Here is a 17470-nt window from a genome sequence, read left to right as displayed (position 1 = left end):
TTTTGTTAAGGAACGACTAAATAATTTTCTTTCTTAAATAAGTTTTTCGCTGAAGTTCAGAGCATATTTTTATTGTACTATTATTTTTTTGGTTGATTGTTGATCTGCTGAAATCACCCTAGCAAAATAAACACCAGGCTTCAAAGTTGTGATGTCAATTTGAGATTGGTTTTCCGAGGTTAAGATATGTTTTCCGCTCAGATCTGTTATGTCCACTTTAAAAGTCTTAATATTATTATCAATTTTCAGATTCAGCACTTTACTTGCGGGATTAGGATAGAGGTCTACAAATCCGGATGATTTTGGAACCGTGTCATCTGCATCCAAAGATGTTTTCGATGCTACCGCAAAATGCTGTACAGCGCCCACAGCAGCCTTCCCAATATTGAAGACATAAACAGGATCCATATTTGCATATAAATCATTAACTGTATGAACATATGGATTGTTATATCCGCCTTCATATTCAAAATATCCAGTAATGATTTCGCCATTCTGCTGGAAAGGCACATAATCCGTATTTTCCGCATTGTCATATTCCACACTTAGCGGCGAATATAACAAAGTACAATTGGCCAATTCCTGCACTGCTGTTGCTGCAGCAGCGTTATTACTTGTGGGCGAGCTTTGATCTTTGTCGTGATACAGTTTGTTATTAATTTTGTTTTTCAGGCCGCCAACCTGATCTAGATTTACAACCACTTTAATATCCATTTTAGGGCTTGTTCCATTAACAATTTGAGAAACATATCTGGAACTTCCCAAAAGACCTTGCTCTTCACCAGAAAAATGAATGAATTTGATCGAATATTCTGTAGGAACATCTTTTAGGATTCTAGCCATTTCAAGGATTATCGATGTTCCGCTTCCGTTATCGTTCGTTCCCGGACCATTGATAGAATCAAAATGCCCACAGATAATCACAAATTTATTAGGGTAGACAGTTCCCGTTTTCGTAACGATTAAATTTTTTGATGACAATCCGCTTGATGTCCAAGAGTGTTCAAAAAAATTGGCTGTAGTATATCCCAGAGAAAGGTATTTATTTTTTAGCCAATTGAATGCATTTGTATTCTGTGTGGTTCCTGTTTTTTTTACACCAATAGCTTCAAATTCCTGAAGATAAGTATTAATGTTGCTTTGAGAAATCTGGTTTGCTCTGTCCTGGTAAACTTGGACAAAAGTCTGAGCTTTGGGAAAAGCCATCGTGGCGAAAGACGCCAAAAAGAAAATAGATTTTCTTAACATTGTAAATTAAATTTTGCCAAAAATAAAAAAATCCTAAGATATTTCTCAGGATTTTATATTGATAACAAAGATTTGTAATTATTTTACTTGATCTACAACAGCTTTAAAAGCTTCAGGGTGGTTCATTGCAAGGTCTGCAAGAACTTTTCTGTTTAGCTCGATGTTGTTTTTCTTAAGAGCTCCCATAAACTGAGAGTAAGATAATCCGTGCTCTCTAGCACCCGCGTTGATACGAGTTACCCAAAGGCTTCTGAAGTTTCTTTTCTTCTCTTTTCTACCACGGTAAGCATATTGCATTGCTTTTTCTACCGCGTTTTTAGCTACAGTCCAAACGTTCTTTCTTCTACCGAAAAAACCTTTAGCTTGCTTAAGTACTTTTTTTCTGCGCGCTCTAGACGCTACAGCGTTTACTGATCTTGGCATAATTTAAATTGTTTTTTTTGAAATGTGCGGTAACTATTTCATTACTCTTAGTGGCTCCATCTCAGGGTTAAATTGTTGAATTTGTTTTGAATTCTTATAAACCGAATATAGATTTATAAAAACTACTTAATTGCTAATTGTCTTAAAACACTTTTCGTGTCCACAGCAGCAACGTAAGAAGTTTGCGTTAGATTTCTCTTTTGCTTAGTTTCTTTCTTTGTCAAGATGTGGCTTTTGAAAGCATTCTTTCTTTTGATCTTACCTGTTCCGGTAAGAGCAAAACGCTTTTTAGCACCTGATTTCGTTTTTAATTTTGGCATTGTTCTGCTTTTTATGTTTTGTTATCAATATTTTATTAATATTCCCAAATGTATTTAAGAATAATAGTTTGCAAAATTACAAAAAAATTCTGAAAGTTGAGATATTAAAAAACCTCAAAAATTAATTCGAGGTTTTATATTTCATTGAATTTTATCAATATTATTTTGCAGGCTTCTTAGGGCTCATCATCATAATCATTCTTTTTCCTTCAAGCTTAGGAAGTTGGTCAACTTTTCCAACGTGTTCCAAATCTTGAGCAAGCTTCAAAAGAAGAATTTCTCCTTGATCTTTGAAGATAATAGAACGTCCTTTGAAGAAAACATAAGTCTTCAGTTTAGAACCTTCTTCCAAGAATTTTTCAGCGTGCTTTTTCTTGAATTCGTAATCGTGGTCATCAGTCTGAGGACCGAATCTGATTTCCTTTACAACTACTTTTACTTGCTTCGCTTTTAGTTCTTTGGTTTTCTTCTTTTGCTCGTACAAGAATTTTTTATAATCCAGGATACGAGAGATGTAAGGTTCTGCCTTATCAGAAATAACAACAAGGTCTAACTCTTGTTCTCTTGCTATTTCCAAAGCTTTAGCCAATGGATAAACTCCTGGTTCTACATTTTCTCCAACCAAACGAACTTCTCTTGCGCGGATCTTATCGTTGATTTGATGAAGGTCTTCTTGGACTGGGCGTCTCATCGGACCTCTGCTGTTGTTTCTTTTTAGTGCTATGGTTTTAAAATTTTAAAATTAATAATAATTAAATAAGGCTTAGTTCTTTCCGCCTAGTTCAAATGTGGGTTTTGCCTGCTCTTTAAAATAAGAGATAAAAGCGTCAACCGTCATTTCTCCAAGGTCGCCTTCGCCTCTTCTTCTTACAGAAATCGTACCGTTATTTTCCTCATTCTCACCTACAATAAGCATAAATGGTAGCTTTTTCAATTCGGCATCACGGATTTTTTTACCCGTTTTCTCGTTTCTGTCGTCTATTAAACCGCAAATATCGTGATTTTCCAATAATTGTGAAACTTTTTTTGCATAATCTGCATACTTTTCACTGATAGGCAAAATCGTAAATTGTTCAGGGCTCAACCAAAGTGGGAAATCCCCTGCTGTGTTCTCTATCAAAATAGCAATGAAACGTTCCATAGAACCAAATGGCGCTCTGTGAATCATCACAGGTCTGTGCTTTTCGTTATCATTACCGTTATACCAAAGATCAAATCTCTCTGGCAAATTGTAATCAACTTGGATTGTTCCTAACTGCCAGCTTCTTCCCAAGGCATCTTTTACCATAAAATCTAGCTTAGGACCATAGAAAGCCGCTTCGCCATATTCGGTTACAGTTTTAAGACCTTTAGATTTTGCAGCAGTTACAATAGCGTTTTCAGCTTTTTCCCAATTTTCATCAGAACCAATATATTTTTCTCTATTTTCTGGGTCTCTCAAAGAAATCTGAGCTGTAAAGTCCGCAAATCCAAGTGAGCCGAAAACATATAACACTAAGTCAATTACTTTTTCAAATTCCTGTAATAATTGGTCTGGCGTACAGAAAAGATGCGCATCATCCTGAGTAAATCCACGAACTCTGGTCAAGCCGTGCAATTCTCCAGACTGCTCGTATCTGTAAACGGTTCCAAATTCCGCATAACGTTTTGGTAAGTCTTTGTAAGACCATTGTTGTGCTTTATAAATCTCGCAGTGATGAGGGCAGTTCATTGGTTTCAACAAAAATTCTTCACCTTCGTTCGGAGTTTTGATGGGCTGGAAACTATCTGCTCCATATTTGTCCCAATGTCCCGAAGTTACATATAATTCTTTTGCTCCGATGTGTGGAGAAATCACGAATTCATAACCTTGCTTTTTCTGAGCTTCTGATAAGAAGTTTTCTAATTTCTTTCTCAATGCCGCTCCTTTTGGCAACCAAAGTGGAAGACCAGCTCCTACTTTTTCTGAGAATGCAAAAATACCTAATTCTTTTCCTAGTTTTCTGTGGTCTCTTCTTTTTGCTTCCTCTAATCTTTCAAGATATTCAGCAAGTTCTTTTTGTTTTGGGAAAGAAACACCGTAAACTCTTGTAAGTTGCGGGTTTTTCTCATCACCTCTCCAATAAGCTCCTGCGGCGTTAAGGATTTTCACAGCTTTCACAATTCCTGTTGAAGGGATGTGTCCACCTCTACAAAGGTCTGTGAAGTTATCGTGAGTTACGAAAGTGATTTCGCCGTCAGGAAGATTTTCAATCAATTCAGTTTTGAAAGGATTGTCTGCATATTCTTTCAAAGCTTCTGCTTTAGAAACTTCACGCAGGTTGAAAGTCGAATTTTTCTTAGCGTTTTCTAAGATTTTCTTTTCTAATTTCTCAAAGTCTTTTTCAGACAAAGGCTCTCCTCCGAAATCTACATCGTAGTAGAATCCGTTGGCAATTGCAGGCCCGATTGTCAGCTTCGCATTAGGATAAAACTCCATAATTGCCTGAGCCAACAAGTGAGCAGAAGAATGCCAGAATGCTTTTTTACCCATATCGTCATTCCACGTCAAAAGCTGCACTGTAGAATCCTCCGTTATCGTGGTTTCTACTTCTGTCTGTTGTCCGTTTACGATGGCAGAAATCGTGTTTCTTGCCAAACCGTCACTTATACTTTGCGCAACTTGTAGTGGAGTAACTGCTCCTTCATATTCTCTGATGCTGCCATCAGGAAGTGTAATTTTTAGCATAATGGTTTTAAAAAATTAATGTTTGCAAAAATAGTGATTTTTAAAGAAAGAATAATGTTATTTTAGTTTAACTTTTTCCTTAATTATCTCTATCACATCTACATTCCTCACTTTGGAAGTAACCCATCCGTGGATGTCGATGTACATCAGCGTTCGTTTGTCATATTTGTTTTGGGAAGAAATTTTCAGTTCTTTCTCAAATTCCTTAAAGGCGATGGCTTGGTCTTTTGGATTTCTATCATTGATTTTCTTGAAGAAATTCACGATGCTGAAATGCAAATCGCCTGGATTTTTCATCTTTTTAGCAAACTTCATTGTTGCTTTTACGAAGTCATCATAATCATCATCAAAGCCTGATTCATATTTTGCCATCAACATCAAAATTCTTGTATGAAATAATAAATCTTCTTGTACATTGCCTTTAGAATTAATGATTTTTTGTCCGTATTTTACCGTATTCTGATAGTTTTTGCTTCCAAAAAACATCGCTGCAATTTTCAGATAAAGAACTAGAAAATGATGCTCATCGATTTTGTCGCGGTGTTTTTCGATTTTTAATTCCAATTCAGGAATCATTTTTGTACCGTTGAAAAAATCACCTTTAATAAAATAGAGATTCATTTTGGTGTTATAATAATTAAGGAAAATCAGAGATTGTGAATTCTCGTTATGAATGAAAGCATTTGATTTTACAACACTTTCAAATTTCTCAAAACTCTCTTCGATTCCCTTTATGCTTCCGTAAATAAACAAAAGTTTGAACAAATAAGTATTTCCTTTGATGTACCAAACAGGATGATTTTTTATCATTTCCGGATTCTGATGAAAAAGTTCTACCCATTGATAAGCGTATTTTATCGTGTACTTATAATCCTGAAGCAACTGATTTTTCCAAACGTGCGCTTTATAATACCAAAGTTTTTCTGTGAAATTTAATTTTTTTAAATCAATATTTTTGATGTTGCTGTCAAAGAAATTAAAAATATTGTTGCGGTCATTATCATTTTTGATGTAGCCGTGCGTCAGCATTTCGCTGTATAATTTCAAGGATAGATTGGAAAGTTGTGTTGCGTAACTATTTTGCTTGTTGATTTCGCTGGATTGCAGAATCAATTCGTCCGCTCTACCATTAATACTTCTTGTAATGAATTGGGATTCAATTACTTTTTCGAGTTCAATAATTTCGGATGCAATACTTTTTTCATCCAATTCCAATGCAGATTGTTTGGCTTTATCAAGAATCTTCAGAGCTTGTTTGTACAATCCTTTTTGATATAAAATCGTCGCAAAATCCAATTGTTCACGCAACTGGATTCTATTATTTTGATGACTTGGATTCAACCTCAAACTCACTAAAATTTGCTTATAAAGATGCGCTTTCAGATTAGAAAGTTGAAGCTTTGAAGAGATTTTTTTCTCGAGGATAATCTCTTCATTATATTCTTTCATTTTGTCCAATTCAGAAAATAGCAAGAGGAATTTTGCATCAACATTAATCCCTAGACGATTGACATATAGCTTAAATTGTCGCTTTTCTGAGGTCGAAAGTGACTTAATAAGGACAAATAAAAAATCTTTCTGTAATTCTGACATTGTAAAAATTAAATATTTAAATAACTGATAATTAATTTTTTATAAATTATTTTGAGCAAATCGAATATTGTATTTTTTGAAGTGTTTCCATAATAAACAATAAATCAAATTCTACTTTTGAATATCAAAATTAGATAAAAACTTTATTATGGATTCGGAAAAAATTGAAATTTTTGATACGACGTTGCGAGATGGGGAACAGGTCCCGGGATGTAAACTGAATACGGAACAAAAATTAGTTATTGCAGAGAAACTCGATTTTTTAGGTGTTGATATTATAGAAGCAGGTTTTCCGATTTCCAGTCCTGGCGATTTTCAGTCGGTTCAGGAGATTTCAAAAATCCTAAAAAATGCTAAAGTCTGCGGATTGACGAGAGCTAATAAAAAAGATATAGAAGTTGCGGCGGAAGCTTTAAAATATGCGAAAAGACCAAGAATCCATACAGGAATCGGGACTTCGGATTCTCATATCAAATTCAAATTCAATTCTACAAGAGAACAGATTTTGGAAAGAGCCGTTGACGCTGTAAAATATGCCAAAAATCTTGTGGATGATGTCGAGTTTTATGCGGAAGATGCAGGAAGAACAGATAACGATTTCTTGGCAAAAGTTTGTGAAGAAGTGATAAAAGCGGGAGCAACTGTTCTTAATATTCCTGATACGACAGGTTATTGCTTGCCCGAAGAATACGGAAGAAAAATCAAATATCTGAGAGATAACGTAAAAGATATTGACAAAGCGATTTTGTCCTGCCATTGTCATAATGATTTGGGAATGGCAACTGCCAATTCGATTTCTGGAATTATTAACGGCGCGAGACAAATTGAATGTACCATCAATGGACTTGGCGAACGTGCCGGAAATACGGCGTTGGAAGAAGTAGTGATGATTATTAAACAACATCCTGACCTTAATTTCTTCACTGATATCAATTCCAAAATGCTGAACGAAATGAGTTATCTCGTTTCTGACTTGATGGGAATGCCGGTTCAACCGAACAAAGCGATTGTTGGAGCGAATGCATTTGCTCACAGTTCAGGAATTCATCAGGACGGTGTCATCAAAAATAGAGAAACTTACGAAATCATCGACCCAAGAGAAGTCGGAATCAATGAATCTTCAATTGTGCTGACTGCGAGAAGCGGACGTTCGGCTTTGGCTTATCGATTCAAAAATATTGGTTTTGATGTGACAAAAGTAGAATTGGACTTTTTGTATCAGGAGTTTTTGAAAATTGCCGATACTAAGAAAGAAGTTAATAATGATGATTTAAGCTATATGATGAAATCATTTAATCAAAAAATTGGATAGAAATAAAATGAGCCAAAACAAAACATTATTTGATAAAGTCTGGGATGCACACGTTGTAGAAACCGTTCCGGATGGACCTCAGGTGATTTATATAGACAAACATTTGATTCACGAAGTGACCAGTCCGCAGGCTTTTGCAGAATTGGAAGCGAGAGGTTTAGAAATCTTTCGTCCAAATCAGATTGTTGCAACAGCAGACCACAATGTTCCGACTTTGGGACAAGAACTGCCTATCAAAGACGAATTATCAAGAACTCAAGTTCAGCAATTGACAGAAAATTGCAAAAAAAATAACATCGAATTATACGGACTTGGTCATCCATATCAAGGAATTGTGCACATTATCGCACCGGAACTGGGAATTACTCAGCCGGGAATGAGCATTGTTTGCGGTGACAGCCATACTTCCACGCACGGCGCTTTTGGTTCTATCGCTTTTGGAATTGGGACAAGTCAGGTTGCGCAGGTTTTTGCAAGTCAATGCTTATTGATGAACAAACCAAAATCGATGCGTGTTTCCGTGAATGGAAAATTAAACAAAGATGTTCAGGCAAAAGATGTGATTCTTTACATTATTTCGAAAATCGGGACTGATGCTGGAACGGGCTATTTCTGCGAATATGCAGGGAATGTCTTCGAAGAAATGTCTATGGAAGGACGAATGACAGTCTGCAATATGAGTATCGAAATGGGAGCGAGAGGTGGAATGATTGCACCGGACGAAACCACTTTCAATTATATTAAAGACAAAGAATTTGCACCAAAAGGAGAAGAATGGAATGAGAAATTAGAATATTGGAAAACTTTGAAATCGGATTCTGACGCCATTTTTGATAAAGAATTCGAATTCTCTGCAGAAGATATCAGACCAATGATAACTTATGGAACCAATCCGGGAATGGGAATTTCCATTGATTCTAAAATTCCGACTGCTCAAAACGAATCCGAAGAAAAAGCCCTGAAATATATGGGGTTGAACGCTGGACAATCAACTTCAGACATCAAAGTGAATTATGTTTTTATCGGAAGCTGTACCAATGCAAGAATCGAGGATTTCCGTTCTGCCGCAGATTATGTTAAAGGAAAACATAAAGCTGAAAATATTGTGGCTTGGTTGGTTCCAGGTTCGCAGAAAGTAGCAAAACAAATTTATGATGAAGGATTGGATAAAGTTTTCAATGAAGCGGGTTTCCAAATCCGTCAGCCTGGATGTTCCGCTTGTTTGGCAATGAATGAAGATAAAATCCCGGAAGGTGAATATTGTGTTTCCACGTCCAACAGAAACTTCGAAGGTCGGCAGGGTCAAGGCGCAAGAACACTTTTGGCAAGTCCTTTAACAGCTGCGAAAGTTGCTGTGGAAGGAAGAATCCCGGCTTTTGAAAACTTGAATTAAAATGCCTACCATAGAATCTATTAAGTCAAAATTCAATGCGGTATCAGAAAAATACGATAAGCAAAGAAAAGAACTGATACCTTGTTTTGATGATTTTTATAAAATACCAGTTGAATTATCGAATCAAATAAAATCCGTTCACAACATATTAGATATAGGAGCTGGCACAGGTTTGATGAGTGCTTTTTTTCTTGAAAAATATAACGAAGCCGATTTTACATTGTTAGATATTTCGGAAGAAATGCTAAAAAAAGCTAAGGAAAGATTTTCAGGATTTTCAAATTTTGAATTTCTTGTTCAGGATTTAGCCGATTTAGCTTTAGAAAAAAACAAATTTGATTTGGTGATTTCTGGTTTAGCAATTCATCATTTAGATGATGAAGCTAAAAAAAAGCTTTTCAAAACAATCCATAAACTTCTGAATGACGGTGGATTATTTATAAATGCAGATCAGGTTTTGGGTGAAAATGATTTTTCGGAAGCACTTTACACTTCTACTTGGAGAGAGAAAGTTGTAGCGAATAAAACTTTGACATCAGAAGAAAAAGAAGCAACATTTGAAAGAATTAAACTGGATAAGATGAGTCCGCTGAATGAGCAACTAAAATGGATGGAAGATGTAGGGTTTCAAAATGTTGCTAACGTATATCAATACTATAATTTTGTTGTTTATACAGCAAAAAAATAAAGGCAAAAAAACATCTATTTGATGATTACTTTTTAAAAGAATAAAAAATGCAAAAATTAGTTTTAATCAATTCTCAGGCTGTTCCATTACCGAGTGAAAATATAGATACAGACCAGATTATTCCGGCGCGTTTCCTGAAAAGCATTAGCAAAGAAGGTTTCGGAGAAAATCTTTTCAGAGATTGGCGTTACAATGTTCATACTAATGAGCCAAACGCTGATTTCGTTCTGAATAATTCTAAATATTCTGGAGAAATTTTAGTCGCAGGAAGTAATTTTGGATGTGGAAGCAGCAGAGAACACGCTGCTTGGGCGCTCACAGATTACGGTTTCAAGGTTGTGGTTTCTAGTTATTTTGCTGATATTTTCAAAGGAAATGCACTTAACAATGGACTTCTTCCTGTGAAAGTTTCGGAAAATTATTTAAAAGATTTGATGAATACCATTACGAACCAGCCGGAAACAAAAATTATTGTTGATGTAGAAGAACAAACCATTTCTTTTAATAATAGAACAGAAAATTTCGAACTCGATTCTTATAAAAAAATATGTCTTTTGAATGGCTATGACGACATCGATTTCTTAACCAGTAAGAAAGAAGCTATCCAAAAATTTGAACAACAAACACAAAAAGTATATGAGCAAAACTTATAAAATAGCAGTTTTAGCAGGCGACGGAATCGGTCCTGAAGTTACTAAGGAAAGTGTGAAAATATTGAAAGTAATCGGTGAAACTTTTCAATATAAATTCCAATTCGATTATGGAAGTGTGGGAGCGGAAGCAATTTATCAGACAGGAAATCCACTGCCGGATGAGACTTTGGCATTATGCAAAAATTCTGATGCTGTTTTGTTTGGAGCAATTGGTGATCCAGCATTTGACAATAATCCTGATGCAAAAGTTCGTCCGGAGCAAGGTTTGTTGAAATTGAGAAAAGAATTAGGATTGTTTGCTAATATCAGACCGATAAAAACCTACGCTTCTTTGATTAAAAAAAGTCCGTTGAAAAAAGAAATTGTAGATGGAACGGATATTCAAATCTATCGTGAGCTGATTAGCGGAATTTATTTTGGGGAAAAATTCACGGATGAAAATGGTGAATATGCTTACGATCTTTGCAAATATTCCAGAGAAGAGATTGTGGGAATTACCCATTTGGCTTTTCAAGATGCACAGAAAAGAAGGAAGAAACTCACCTTGATAGACAAAGCAAACGTACTCGATACTTCCAGACTATGGAGAAAAATCGTCAAAGAAATAGCTCTGGAATATCCAGATGTTGAATTAGATTTTATGTTTGTGGACAACGCTGCGATGCAAATGATTCTCAATCCACAACAGTTTGATGTAATTCTTACAGAAAATATGTTTGGTGATATTATTTCAGACGAAGCCAGTGTAATTGGAGGCTCTATTGGATTGTTGCCTTCAGCTTCTATTGGCGAGGATAACGGACTTTTTGAACCAATCCACGGGTCTTATACTCAAGCCAAAGGAAAAGGAATTGCGAATCCAATCGCTTCAATCTTGAGCGCGGCAATGTTGTTGGATTATTTAGAACTGGATCAAGCTGCTGATAAATTGAGAAAAAGTGTAGAGCACGCTATAGAAAGCAAGTTTGTAACAATAGATTTGAATGCGGAACAGCATTATACCACTTCAGAAGTTGGTGATTTTATCGCAGATTATATTAAGTTTTCAGAAAAGTCTTATTATAATTTTGAAAATATTCAATTGGGCAAATCCACAATCGTTTGATGAGATGAAGTCTGTAAAAAGAGCCGAAGATATTCGGCTCTTTTGAAAAATGTAAAGTTATATATAGGGATGTGATTGGTTTTAATCTTTACTACCCAGAGAGTCCATTTCGTCAGACATTCCTTTTTCTGGTTTATAAGCAGCACTCCGCTCGTCAGTAAAGTATAGGTTATTTTTTGCTTTTGCAATTATCCTAGCTCTTTTATGTTCAGAAATGGGATACTCGTGATGTGTATCTGTATATTTCCCAGAAATGTAATCTCGGGTTTTTTCTTCTATGTCAATGGCGCCATTTTCGTCAAGAATGCTTTTTACGGCATTTGCATCATCTTCATTATCAACATAAACTGTTACTGTAGCACTATTTATGCTTGCGTATTCGTAGCGATCCTGATCAACACTACTGTCATCAAAAAGCCAATTCCAGAAACCTTTGTTTTTTGTATGATCTACAGTTTCCAAAGTTTTTTTTTCTGATTGCGTGATGGTGTAATCATAAAATCCTGCATTTTCTAATTTGGTGATGACTTCATTGTATTCCTCTTGATTAGGAAAAATTCCAAAAACGGTGTAAGACATAATAATATTTTTTGTGTGTTAATAATTGGTGTTGTTCAAGAAACAAAAACTATGGCATTATTACATAGAATGATAATTTTAACTTTATTTTAATATTTAGTCGATGGGCAAAATAATAAACCCATTCGTATGAATGGGTGTGGTTATGTTAATTATCTATATTGTCAGTCTTTCCGTCTTTATTGATTTTTGAACTTTTATCGATGTCTTTTTTATCAATGTCAGGCGGACTTTTCTTGTCAGAGGCAGCAGGAATATTTTTGAAATCTTCGGTCTGCTTTTGATTTTCAGAACTGTTGCTGTTTTCGGTTTTTTTATCAGGATTCATAACGTTGGTTTTTTATAATTCGGTAGAAGGAAACGTGTTCGTTTTGTCTTCTATAGAATAATGCAAGGCTTTTGCCAAAACAAAAATTTCGTTAAGATTTTCTTTAAGTTGTTTTTTACTTTGCTGTTTCAGACTTTCTTGATTCACACTTTTCGCCATATTTTTCTTGGCAGATTCCATAATACTATTGATGTCACTTTGTTTGAATCTATTCACCGCATAATCATCCATAAAATGAATTTTCACATCCGGAAAAATTTTGATTTCAGGTTGGGGCAATTCATTAATAATCACTTTTTTGCTAACCGTATCCACATCAATTTTCATTCTTTTCAAGTCGTAAGAAACCTGAGCTTTTGCAGTCGTATAAAGAACCATTTCCCTTGGCAAAATATCGAATCCTGCAACAGTCGCCGCTGAACTTTTATGCGTTTGAAAACTGGAAAAATCTTGTTCCAAAACTACCATTTTGTTCATTTTCTGGATTTGATTCGTAATCAGATAATAATCCTGATTGACCAAAGCCGCATCGTCTTTTTTGTTGCAGCTTCTCCACGACAAGAACACAAAAACCGTCAGAATAATTCCGAAAATAAAAGAAAGTAAACCCGTGTATTTATTCATTGATTTAGAATTTATCAGCAAATCAAGTTCTATTATTTAAACAAACCTGAATTATTATCTTTTTTTAGGATGTTAAGCAAATCTCTTTCCAAATAGCCTGTTTCCGGCATTTCTGTGATTCTTCCGATTTCTTTGCCATATTTTTTCACAATAATAGTAGGAACGCGTGAGATATTGTACAGACCTTCTTCGCCGGCTGGTGATTCCTTTTTGCGATTTACAGAAATGATTTGCATTTTCTCAGTATTGTATTTCAAGGTTTCCAGAATTTTAATCAATCTCGGAAATTCTCGATGGCTATCCTCGCACCAGCTTCCTACAAACACAACCAAACTGTAAGAATTAAGTTTTTCTTTTTTTAATTCTGCCAAACTCGATTGGTCAATCTGATAACGATTATATTCATCAATAAACCAAGTTTTGAAAGGTTCTTTTCGGAATTGGTCTAGTGTCTGAGTTCCGAGCAGCATTTTACCGTCATTTTTGGATTCTACTTCACGGTTGACAATCACTCTTTCCGCGCAAGAATTAATCGTCGCTAACGCAATAATTCCCAATAAAATCGAAATTTTTTTCATCCTGAGTTTTTTATTTTAATAACGAAGCAATGTCCGCCGCAGAATAATATTTGTTCTTCAGAACTTTGTTATCTGCAACTCTGTGAACATTGTATTTGTCGCCGGACTTTTCGTAATAAGCATCGGTGCCTTTGGCTTTATAGAATTCTACAGTTTCCTGAGCCTGAATTTCATTATCACAAGCTTTGGACATATTAGAACGCTGAACTTCATTGAACAACTCCACGAATTTTTCTCCCAAACCAAACTCCAAAACAGCACCACTCAAAACATATTGCAAATCGCAAAGTGCATCAGCAACTTCTACCAAATCATTGTCTTCAATGGCTTTTTTTAGTTCGTCTAATTCTTCTTGTAGAAGACTAACTCTCAATGCAGCACGTTCTTTTGAAGGAATCTGTGGCGTGTCAAGAATTGGGGCGTTGAAGGTTTTGTGAAATTCGGCTACCTGATTCAGGCTATCTAATTTTTCCATTATTTTTCTAAAATTTTAACAAATATAAAAAATGCCGTCTAAGGAGACCGCATTTATTTTTTATTAACCACAAAAGCCACAAAAGAAATTTAAAAAAATAAAAGTTCAAAAAAGTCTAATAATTTAATTAGTTTCTTTTTGAACTTTTAAAATAAACTTAAAGCTTTTGTGACTTTTGGGGTTTATTAAAATATATTCTAATCACAAATATCTCTACCGATAACCAATCTCTGGATTTCAGAAGTTCCTTCGCCAATCGTACACAATTTAGAATCTCTGTAGAATTTCTCCACTGGGAAATCTTTTGTATAACCATAGCCACCGAAGATTTGAACAGCATTGTTAGAAATTCTTACGCAAGCTTCGGAAGCGTATAATTTTGCCATTGCACCTTCGCGCGTCATTTTTTGTTTCGCATTTTTCAGGTCAGATGCTCTTCTGATTAACAATTCTGATGCATCAATTTCTGTTGCCATGTCCGCCAACATAAAGTTAACCGCCTGAAAACTTGAAATTGCTTTTCCAAACTGATGTCTTTCTTGAGCATATTTAAGCGCAGCTTTGTAAGCGCCTCTCGCAATTCCCAAACTCAATGCAGCAATAGAAATACGACCGCCGTCCAGAATTTTCATTGCTTGTTTGAACCCGCTTCCAACTTCTCCCAATCTGTGAGAATCTGGAACACGAACGTTATCGAAAATCAACTCAGCAGTTTCGGAAGCACGCATTCCTAATTTATTTTCTTTTTTACCAGAAGTGAAGCCAGCCATTCCTTTTTCCAAAACAAATGCTGTGGAATTATTTTTCGCCCCTTTTTCGCCAGTTCTTGTCATCACCACTGCAATGTCTCCGGAAATAGCGTGTGTGATAAAGTTTTTTGCTCCGTTGATAATCCAATCGTCGCCGTCTTTTACAGCAGTTGTGGACATTCCGCCAGAGTCAGAACCTGTGTTGTGCTCAGTCAATCCCCAAGCACCGATTACTTTTCCTGAAGCTAAGTGAGGTAACCATTTTCTTCTTTGCTCTTCGTTTCCGAATTCATAAATATGATTCGTACAAAGTGAATTGTGTGCGGCAACAGATAATCCGATGGAAGGGTCAACCTGAGAAATTTCGTTCAAAATGGTCACATATTCCTGATAACCAAGACCAGAACCGCCATATTCTTCGGGAATTACAATTCCCATAAAGCCTAATTCTCCCAATTGATGAAACAATTCTACAGGAAAAGTCTGGCTTTCATCCCAATCCATAATGTTTGGGCGAATATTTTTTTCAGCGAAATCTTTGGCTGTTTCGGCTATCATTTTTAAGTTATCCATAGTTTGGGTTTCCATATTTTTATCTTTGTGCCCAAATATAGAAAAATTAGGCTAAGCACAATTTTTTTTTAAAGTTTGTTTTTTCTTCTTTAATAATCGAGGTTTTCATTATTTTAGCGCATAAATCTTCATCAATGAATCCAAAACTGAAAACCCTGTTTTTCTTTCTCATCGGCGCATTTGCCGGAATATTGACTATGTATCTCATTTCGAATTACCGAATCGAAAGGAAGTCGGACGTTGGAAGTCAGAAGACCGAAGTTGGAAGTCCAATGTCCGAAGCTAAACAAAGTTCGATTTTGGAAAAATCTTCTAATAGCAATTCGATTGATGAATTAACGAAAGATAATAAAGTGATTGCTTATGTAAAATCCAATCATCAGTTACCTGATTTTTATATCACAAAATCCGAAGCGAAAAGCAAAGGTTGGGTTCCGTCCAAAGGAAATTTATGCGATATTTTGCCGGGAAAAGCAATAGGCGGCGACAAGTTCAGTAATCGTGAAAAACAATTACCCAAAGGGGAACAATATTACGAAGCTGATGTGAATTACAATTGTGGAAACCGAGGCGCAGACCGAATTGTCTTTACTAAAAACGGTGATGTTTGGCTAACGTAAAATCATTATAAATCGTTTGAGAGAAAATAGTCAGAAGTTGGAGGTCAGAGGTCGGAAGATTTTAGATTCGGTTCTTTGACTAATCTTACAATGACATAAAAATTTAACATTAAAAACTTTGGACATCGGTCTTCCGACTTCCGACAAATTATAGAAAAATGAAAGAAATATATATTGACTTCGCTAACATCGGCGATTACGAGGATTTTTACGAACAACTGAAATCAAAATTAGAATTGCCGGAACATTTCGGAGATAATCTGGATGCGCTTTCGGATGTGATTTCCGGAGAATTGGAAATGCCACTTCATATCGAATTTGTCAATATGAGCGTGGATCAGCTGGAAACTTTTGAAGACCTTCTAACAACCTTGGAAGATGCAGAAGATGAGGTAGCAGGTTTCACCTTTACTTATTACCTTGAACAATACGAAGATGAGGACGGAAATTCTGATGATGATGAAGAGTAATACAAGAAAAGCGACCATCGACGATTTGTCTCAACTCGCACAATTGTTTGATGAATATAGAATGTTTTATCATAAAATATCTGATTTTTCAGCAGCTCAACAATTTTTATCCGAAAGATTAGAGAAAAAAGATTCCGAGATTTTTGTTGCAGAAGATGAAGGGAAATTGGTTGGATTTGTTCAGCTTTATCCATTGTTTTCATCAACAAGAATGAAGCGTTATTGGTTGTTGAATGACCTTTATGTTAATTCAAATTCTCGTGGGAAAGGCTTTTCCAAAGCTTTAATAGAAAGTGCAAAAGAACTTTGCAGAACATCTGATTCTTGTGGAATGTATTTGGAGACAGGAAAAGAAAATATGATTGGAAATCAATTATATCCAAGTGCAGGCTTCAAAAAATATGATGAAGTGAATTTCTATGAATGGGAAGTTTCTTAATCATTTATAATTAACAATTAACAATTAAAAAGTGACAGAATTCGAAAAATATATACAGCGTTACCTTGATTTGGTTCCTTCTGCGCAATGGATTGAAGAAATGAAAATAGCTTCAGACGCAACTTTAGAAATCTACGAATCACTTTCCGAAGAACAAGGTAATTATGCTTATGCAGAAGGAAAATGGAGTTTAAAAACATTGTTGCAACATCTCATCGATACAGAAAAAGTCTTTGCTTATCGCGCTTTGAGGTTTTCCAGAAAAGATCAGTCTGTGGTTTCGGGATTTGATGAAGAAGCCTGGGCTGATCATTCTTATGCGGACAGCCGAACTTTGAAAAGTTTGATTAAAGAATTCAAATTGACTAGAAAATTATCCGTCAAGTTCTTTAGAAATCTTCCAGAAGAAGCACTTCAATTAATTGGAATTGTGAATGGAAATGACATCAAAGTAGAAACAATCGGGAAATTAACCGTTGGTCACAACATTCACCATTTGAATATTATTAAGGAAAGGTATTTACCGAATCTTTGAGTTTGAGAGTCGGAGAGTTTTAGCGTGTTAGAGTTTAAGAATTACTCTCAAATTCACA

The 17470-nt window shown here is 35.5% G+C and carries 21 protein-coding genes; 9 read left to right on the top strand and 12 right to left on the bottom strand.

Annotation, left to right across the window (positions count from 1 at the left end; translation table 11 throughout):
• Positions 1-69: 69 nt before the first annotated feature.
• The 6 genes from EGH73_RS06060 to EGH73_RS06035 all read right to left on the bottom strand — a co-directional run bounded on the left by EGH73_RS06060 (position 70) and on the right by EGH73_RS06035 (position 6291).
• A complete protein-coding gene (locus EGH73_RS06060; RefSeq protein WP_089770091.1) occupies positions 70-1248 on the bottom strand; it encodes a M28 family peptidase in 1179 nt (392 codons plus the stop codon).
• Positions 1249-1326: 78 nt separating this feature from the next.
• On the bottom strand, positions 1327-1671 hold the full coding sequence (gene rplT / locus EGH73_RS06055; RefSeq protein ID WP_074233035.1) for a 50S ribosomal protein L20: 345 nt from the start codon (positions 1669-1671) through the stop codon (positions 1327-1329).
• A 122-nt stretch (positions 1672-1793) separates the two neighbouring features.
• Complete coding sequence (gene rpmI / locus EGH73_RS06050) at positions 1794-1991, bottom strand: 50S ribosomal protein L35 (protein WP_027384637.1); 198 nt, start codon at positions 1989-1991, stop codon at positions 1794-1796.
• Between the two features lie 160 nt (positions 1992-2151).
• Positions 2152-2682 (bottom strand): translation initiation factor IF-3, encoded by a 531-nt coding sequence (infC, locus tag EGH73_RS06045; RefSeq protein WP_074233036.1) that lies wholly within the window; start codon positions 2680-2682, stop codon positions 2152-2154.
• A 72-nt stretch (positions 2683-2754) separates the two neighbouring features.
• Entirely contained in the window at positions 2755-4698 is a 1944-nt protein-coding gene (gene thrS / locus EGH73_RS06040; RefSeq protein WP_123281106.1) for a threonine--tRNA ligase, read from the bottom strand.
• A gap of 57 nt (positions 4699-4755) precedes the next feature.
• A complete protein-coding gene (locus EGH73_RS06035) occupies positions 4756-6291 on the bottom strand; it encodes a hypothetical protein (RefSeq protein WP_123281105.1) in 1536 nt (511 codons plus the stop codon).
• 148 nt (positions 6292-6439) lie between these two features.
• On the opposite strand from EGH73_RS06035, the gene EGH73_RS06030 reads away from it, so the two are divergent.
• Genes EGH73_RS06030 through leuB form a run of 5 tightly spaced genes read left to right on the top strand, consistent with a single transcriptional unit; the run spans position 6440 to position 11442 of the window.
• Positions 6440-7603 (top strand): 2-isopropylmalate synthase, encoded by a 1164-nt coding sequence (locus EGH73_RS06030; RefSeq protein ID WP_123281104.1) that lies wholly within the window; start codon positions 6440-6442, stop codon positions 7601-7603.
• Positions 7604-7610: 7 nt separating this feature from the next.
• A complete protein-coding gene (gene leuC, locus EGH73_RS06025) occupies positions 7611-8996 on the top strand; it encodes a 3-isopropylmalate dehydratase large subunit (RefSeq protein ID WP_089770120.1) in 1386 nt (461 codons plus the stop codon).
• 1 nt (position 8997) lies between these two features.
• Positions 8998-9684, top strand: coding sequence for a class I SAM-dependent methyltransferase (locus tag EGH73_RS06020; protein WP_123281103.1), 687 nt, complete (start codon positions 8998-9000; stop codon positions 9682-9684).
• 47 nt (positions 9685-9731) lie between these two features.
• Positions 9732-10337, top strand: coding sequence for a 3-isopropylmalate dehydratase small subunit (gene leuD / locus EGH73_RS06015; protein WP_123281102.1), 606 nt, complete (start codon positions 9732-9734; stop codon positions 10335-10337).
• The gene (gene leuB / locus EGH73_RS06010) at positions 10321-11442 is read left to right on the top strand and encodes a 3-isopropylmalate dehydrogenase (protein ID WP_123281101.1); all 1122 of its coding nucleotides are present in this window, start codon (positions 10321-10323) and stop codon (positions 11440-11442) included. The genes leuD and leuB overlap by 17 nt, the downstream gene beginning before the upstream one ends.
• 81 nt (positions 11443-11523) lie before the next feature.
• On the opposite strand, the gene EGH73_RS06005 is transcribed toward leuB, so the two are convergent.
• The 6 genes from EGH73_RS06005 to EGH73_RS14465 all read right to left on the bottom strand — a co-directional run bounded on the left by EGH73_RS06005 (position 11524) and on the right by EGH73_RS14465 (position 15363).
• Positions 11524-12021 (bottom strand): hypothetical protein, encoded by a 498-nt coding sequence (locus tag EGH73_RS06005; RefSeq protein WP_123281100.1) that lies wholly within the window; start codon positions 12019-12021, stop codon positions 11524-11526.
• 148 nt (positions 12022-12169) lie between these two features.
• Positions 12170-12349, bottom strand: coding sequence for a hypothetical protein (locus EGH73_RS06000; RefSeq protein ID WP_123281099.1), 180 nt, complete (start codon positions 12347-12349; stop codon positions 12170-12172).
• Positions 12350-12361: 12 nt separating this feature from the next.
• A complete protein-coding gene (locus EGH73_RS05995) occupies positions 12362-12973 on the bottom strand; it encodes a DUF4230 domain-containing protein (protein WP_123281098.1) in 612 nt (203 codons plus the stop codon).
• A gap of 32 nt (positions 12974-13005) precedes the next feature.
• Positions 13006-13551: a TlpA family protein disulfide reductase gene (locus tag EGH73_RS05990; RefSeq protein ID WP_123281097.1), complete on the bottom strand. Its 546-nt coding sequence runs from the start codon at positions 13549-13551 to the stop codon at positions 13006-13008.
• A 10-nt stretch (positions 13552-13561) separates the two neighbouring features.
• Positions 13562-14026, bottom strand: a complete 465-nt coding sequence (locus tag EGH73_RS05985) for a pyrophosphohydrolase domain-containing protein (RefSeq protein WP_089770102.1) — start codon at positions 14024-14026, stop codon at positions 13562-13564.
• Between the two features lie 197 nt (positions 14027-14223).
• On the bottom strand, positions 14224-15363 hold the full coding sequence (locus tag EGH73_RS14465; RefSeq protein ID WP_245985441.1) for an acyl-CoA dehydrogenase family protein: 1140 nt from the start codon (positions 15361-15363) through the stop codon (positions 14224-14226).
• Between the two features lie 119 nt (positions 15364-15482).
• Between EGH73_RS14465 and EGH73_RS05975 the strand changes: the two genes are divergently transcribed.
• From EGH73_RS05975 to EGH73_RS05960, 4 genes are all read left to right on the top strand, one after another.
• Entirely contained in the window at positions 15483-15968 is a 486-nt protein-coding gene (locus EGH73_RS05975) for a ribonuclease domain-containing protein (protein WP_123281096.1), read from the top strand.
• Positions 15969-16126: 158 nt separating this feature from the next.
• The gene (locus EGH73_RS05970; RefSeq protein ID WP_123281095.1) at positions 16127-16438 is read left to right on the top strand and encodes a barstar family protein; all 312 of its coding nucleotides are present in this window, start codon (positions 16127-16129) and stop codon (positions 16436-16438) included.
• A complete protein-coding gene (locus tag EGH73_RS05965; RefSeq protein WP_245985439.1) occupies positions 16404-16877 on the top strand; it encodes a GNAT family N-acetyltransferase in 474 nt (157 codons plus the stop codon). The genes EGH73_RS05970 and EGH73_RS05965 overlap by 35 nt, the downstream gene beginning before the upstream one ends.
• A gap of 31 nt (positions 16878-16908) precedes the next feature.
• The gene (locus EGH73_RS05960; RefSeq protein ID WP_123281094.1) at positions 16909-17412 is read left to right on the top strand and encodes a DinB family protein; all 504 of its coding nucleotides are present in this window, start codon (positions 16909-16911) and stop codon (positions 17410-17412) included.
• Positions 17413-17470: the final 58 nt, after the last annotated feature.

This window comes from Epilithonimonas hominis (assembly GCF_003730015.1).
Classification (GTDB): Bacteria; Bacteroidota; Bacteroidia; order Flavobacteriales; family Weeksellaceae; genus Epilithonimonas; species Epilithonimonas hominis.
Note: the sequence above shows the minus strand (reverse complement) of the source record. Positions and strands in the feature narration are given on the sequence as shown.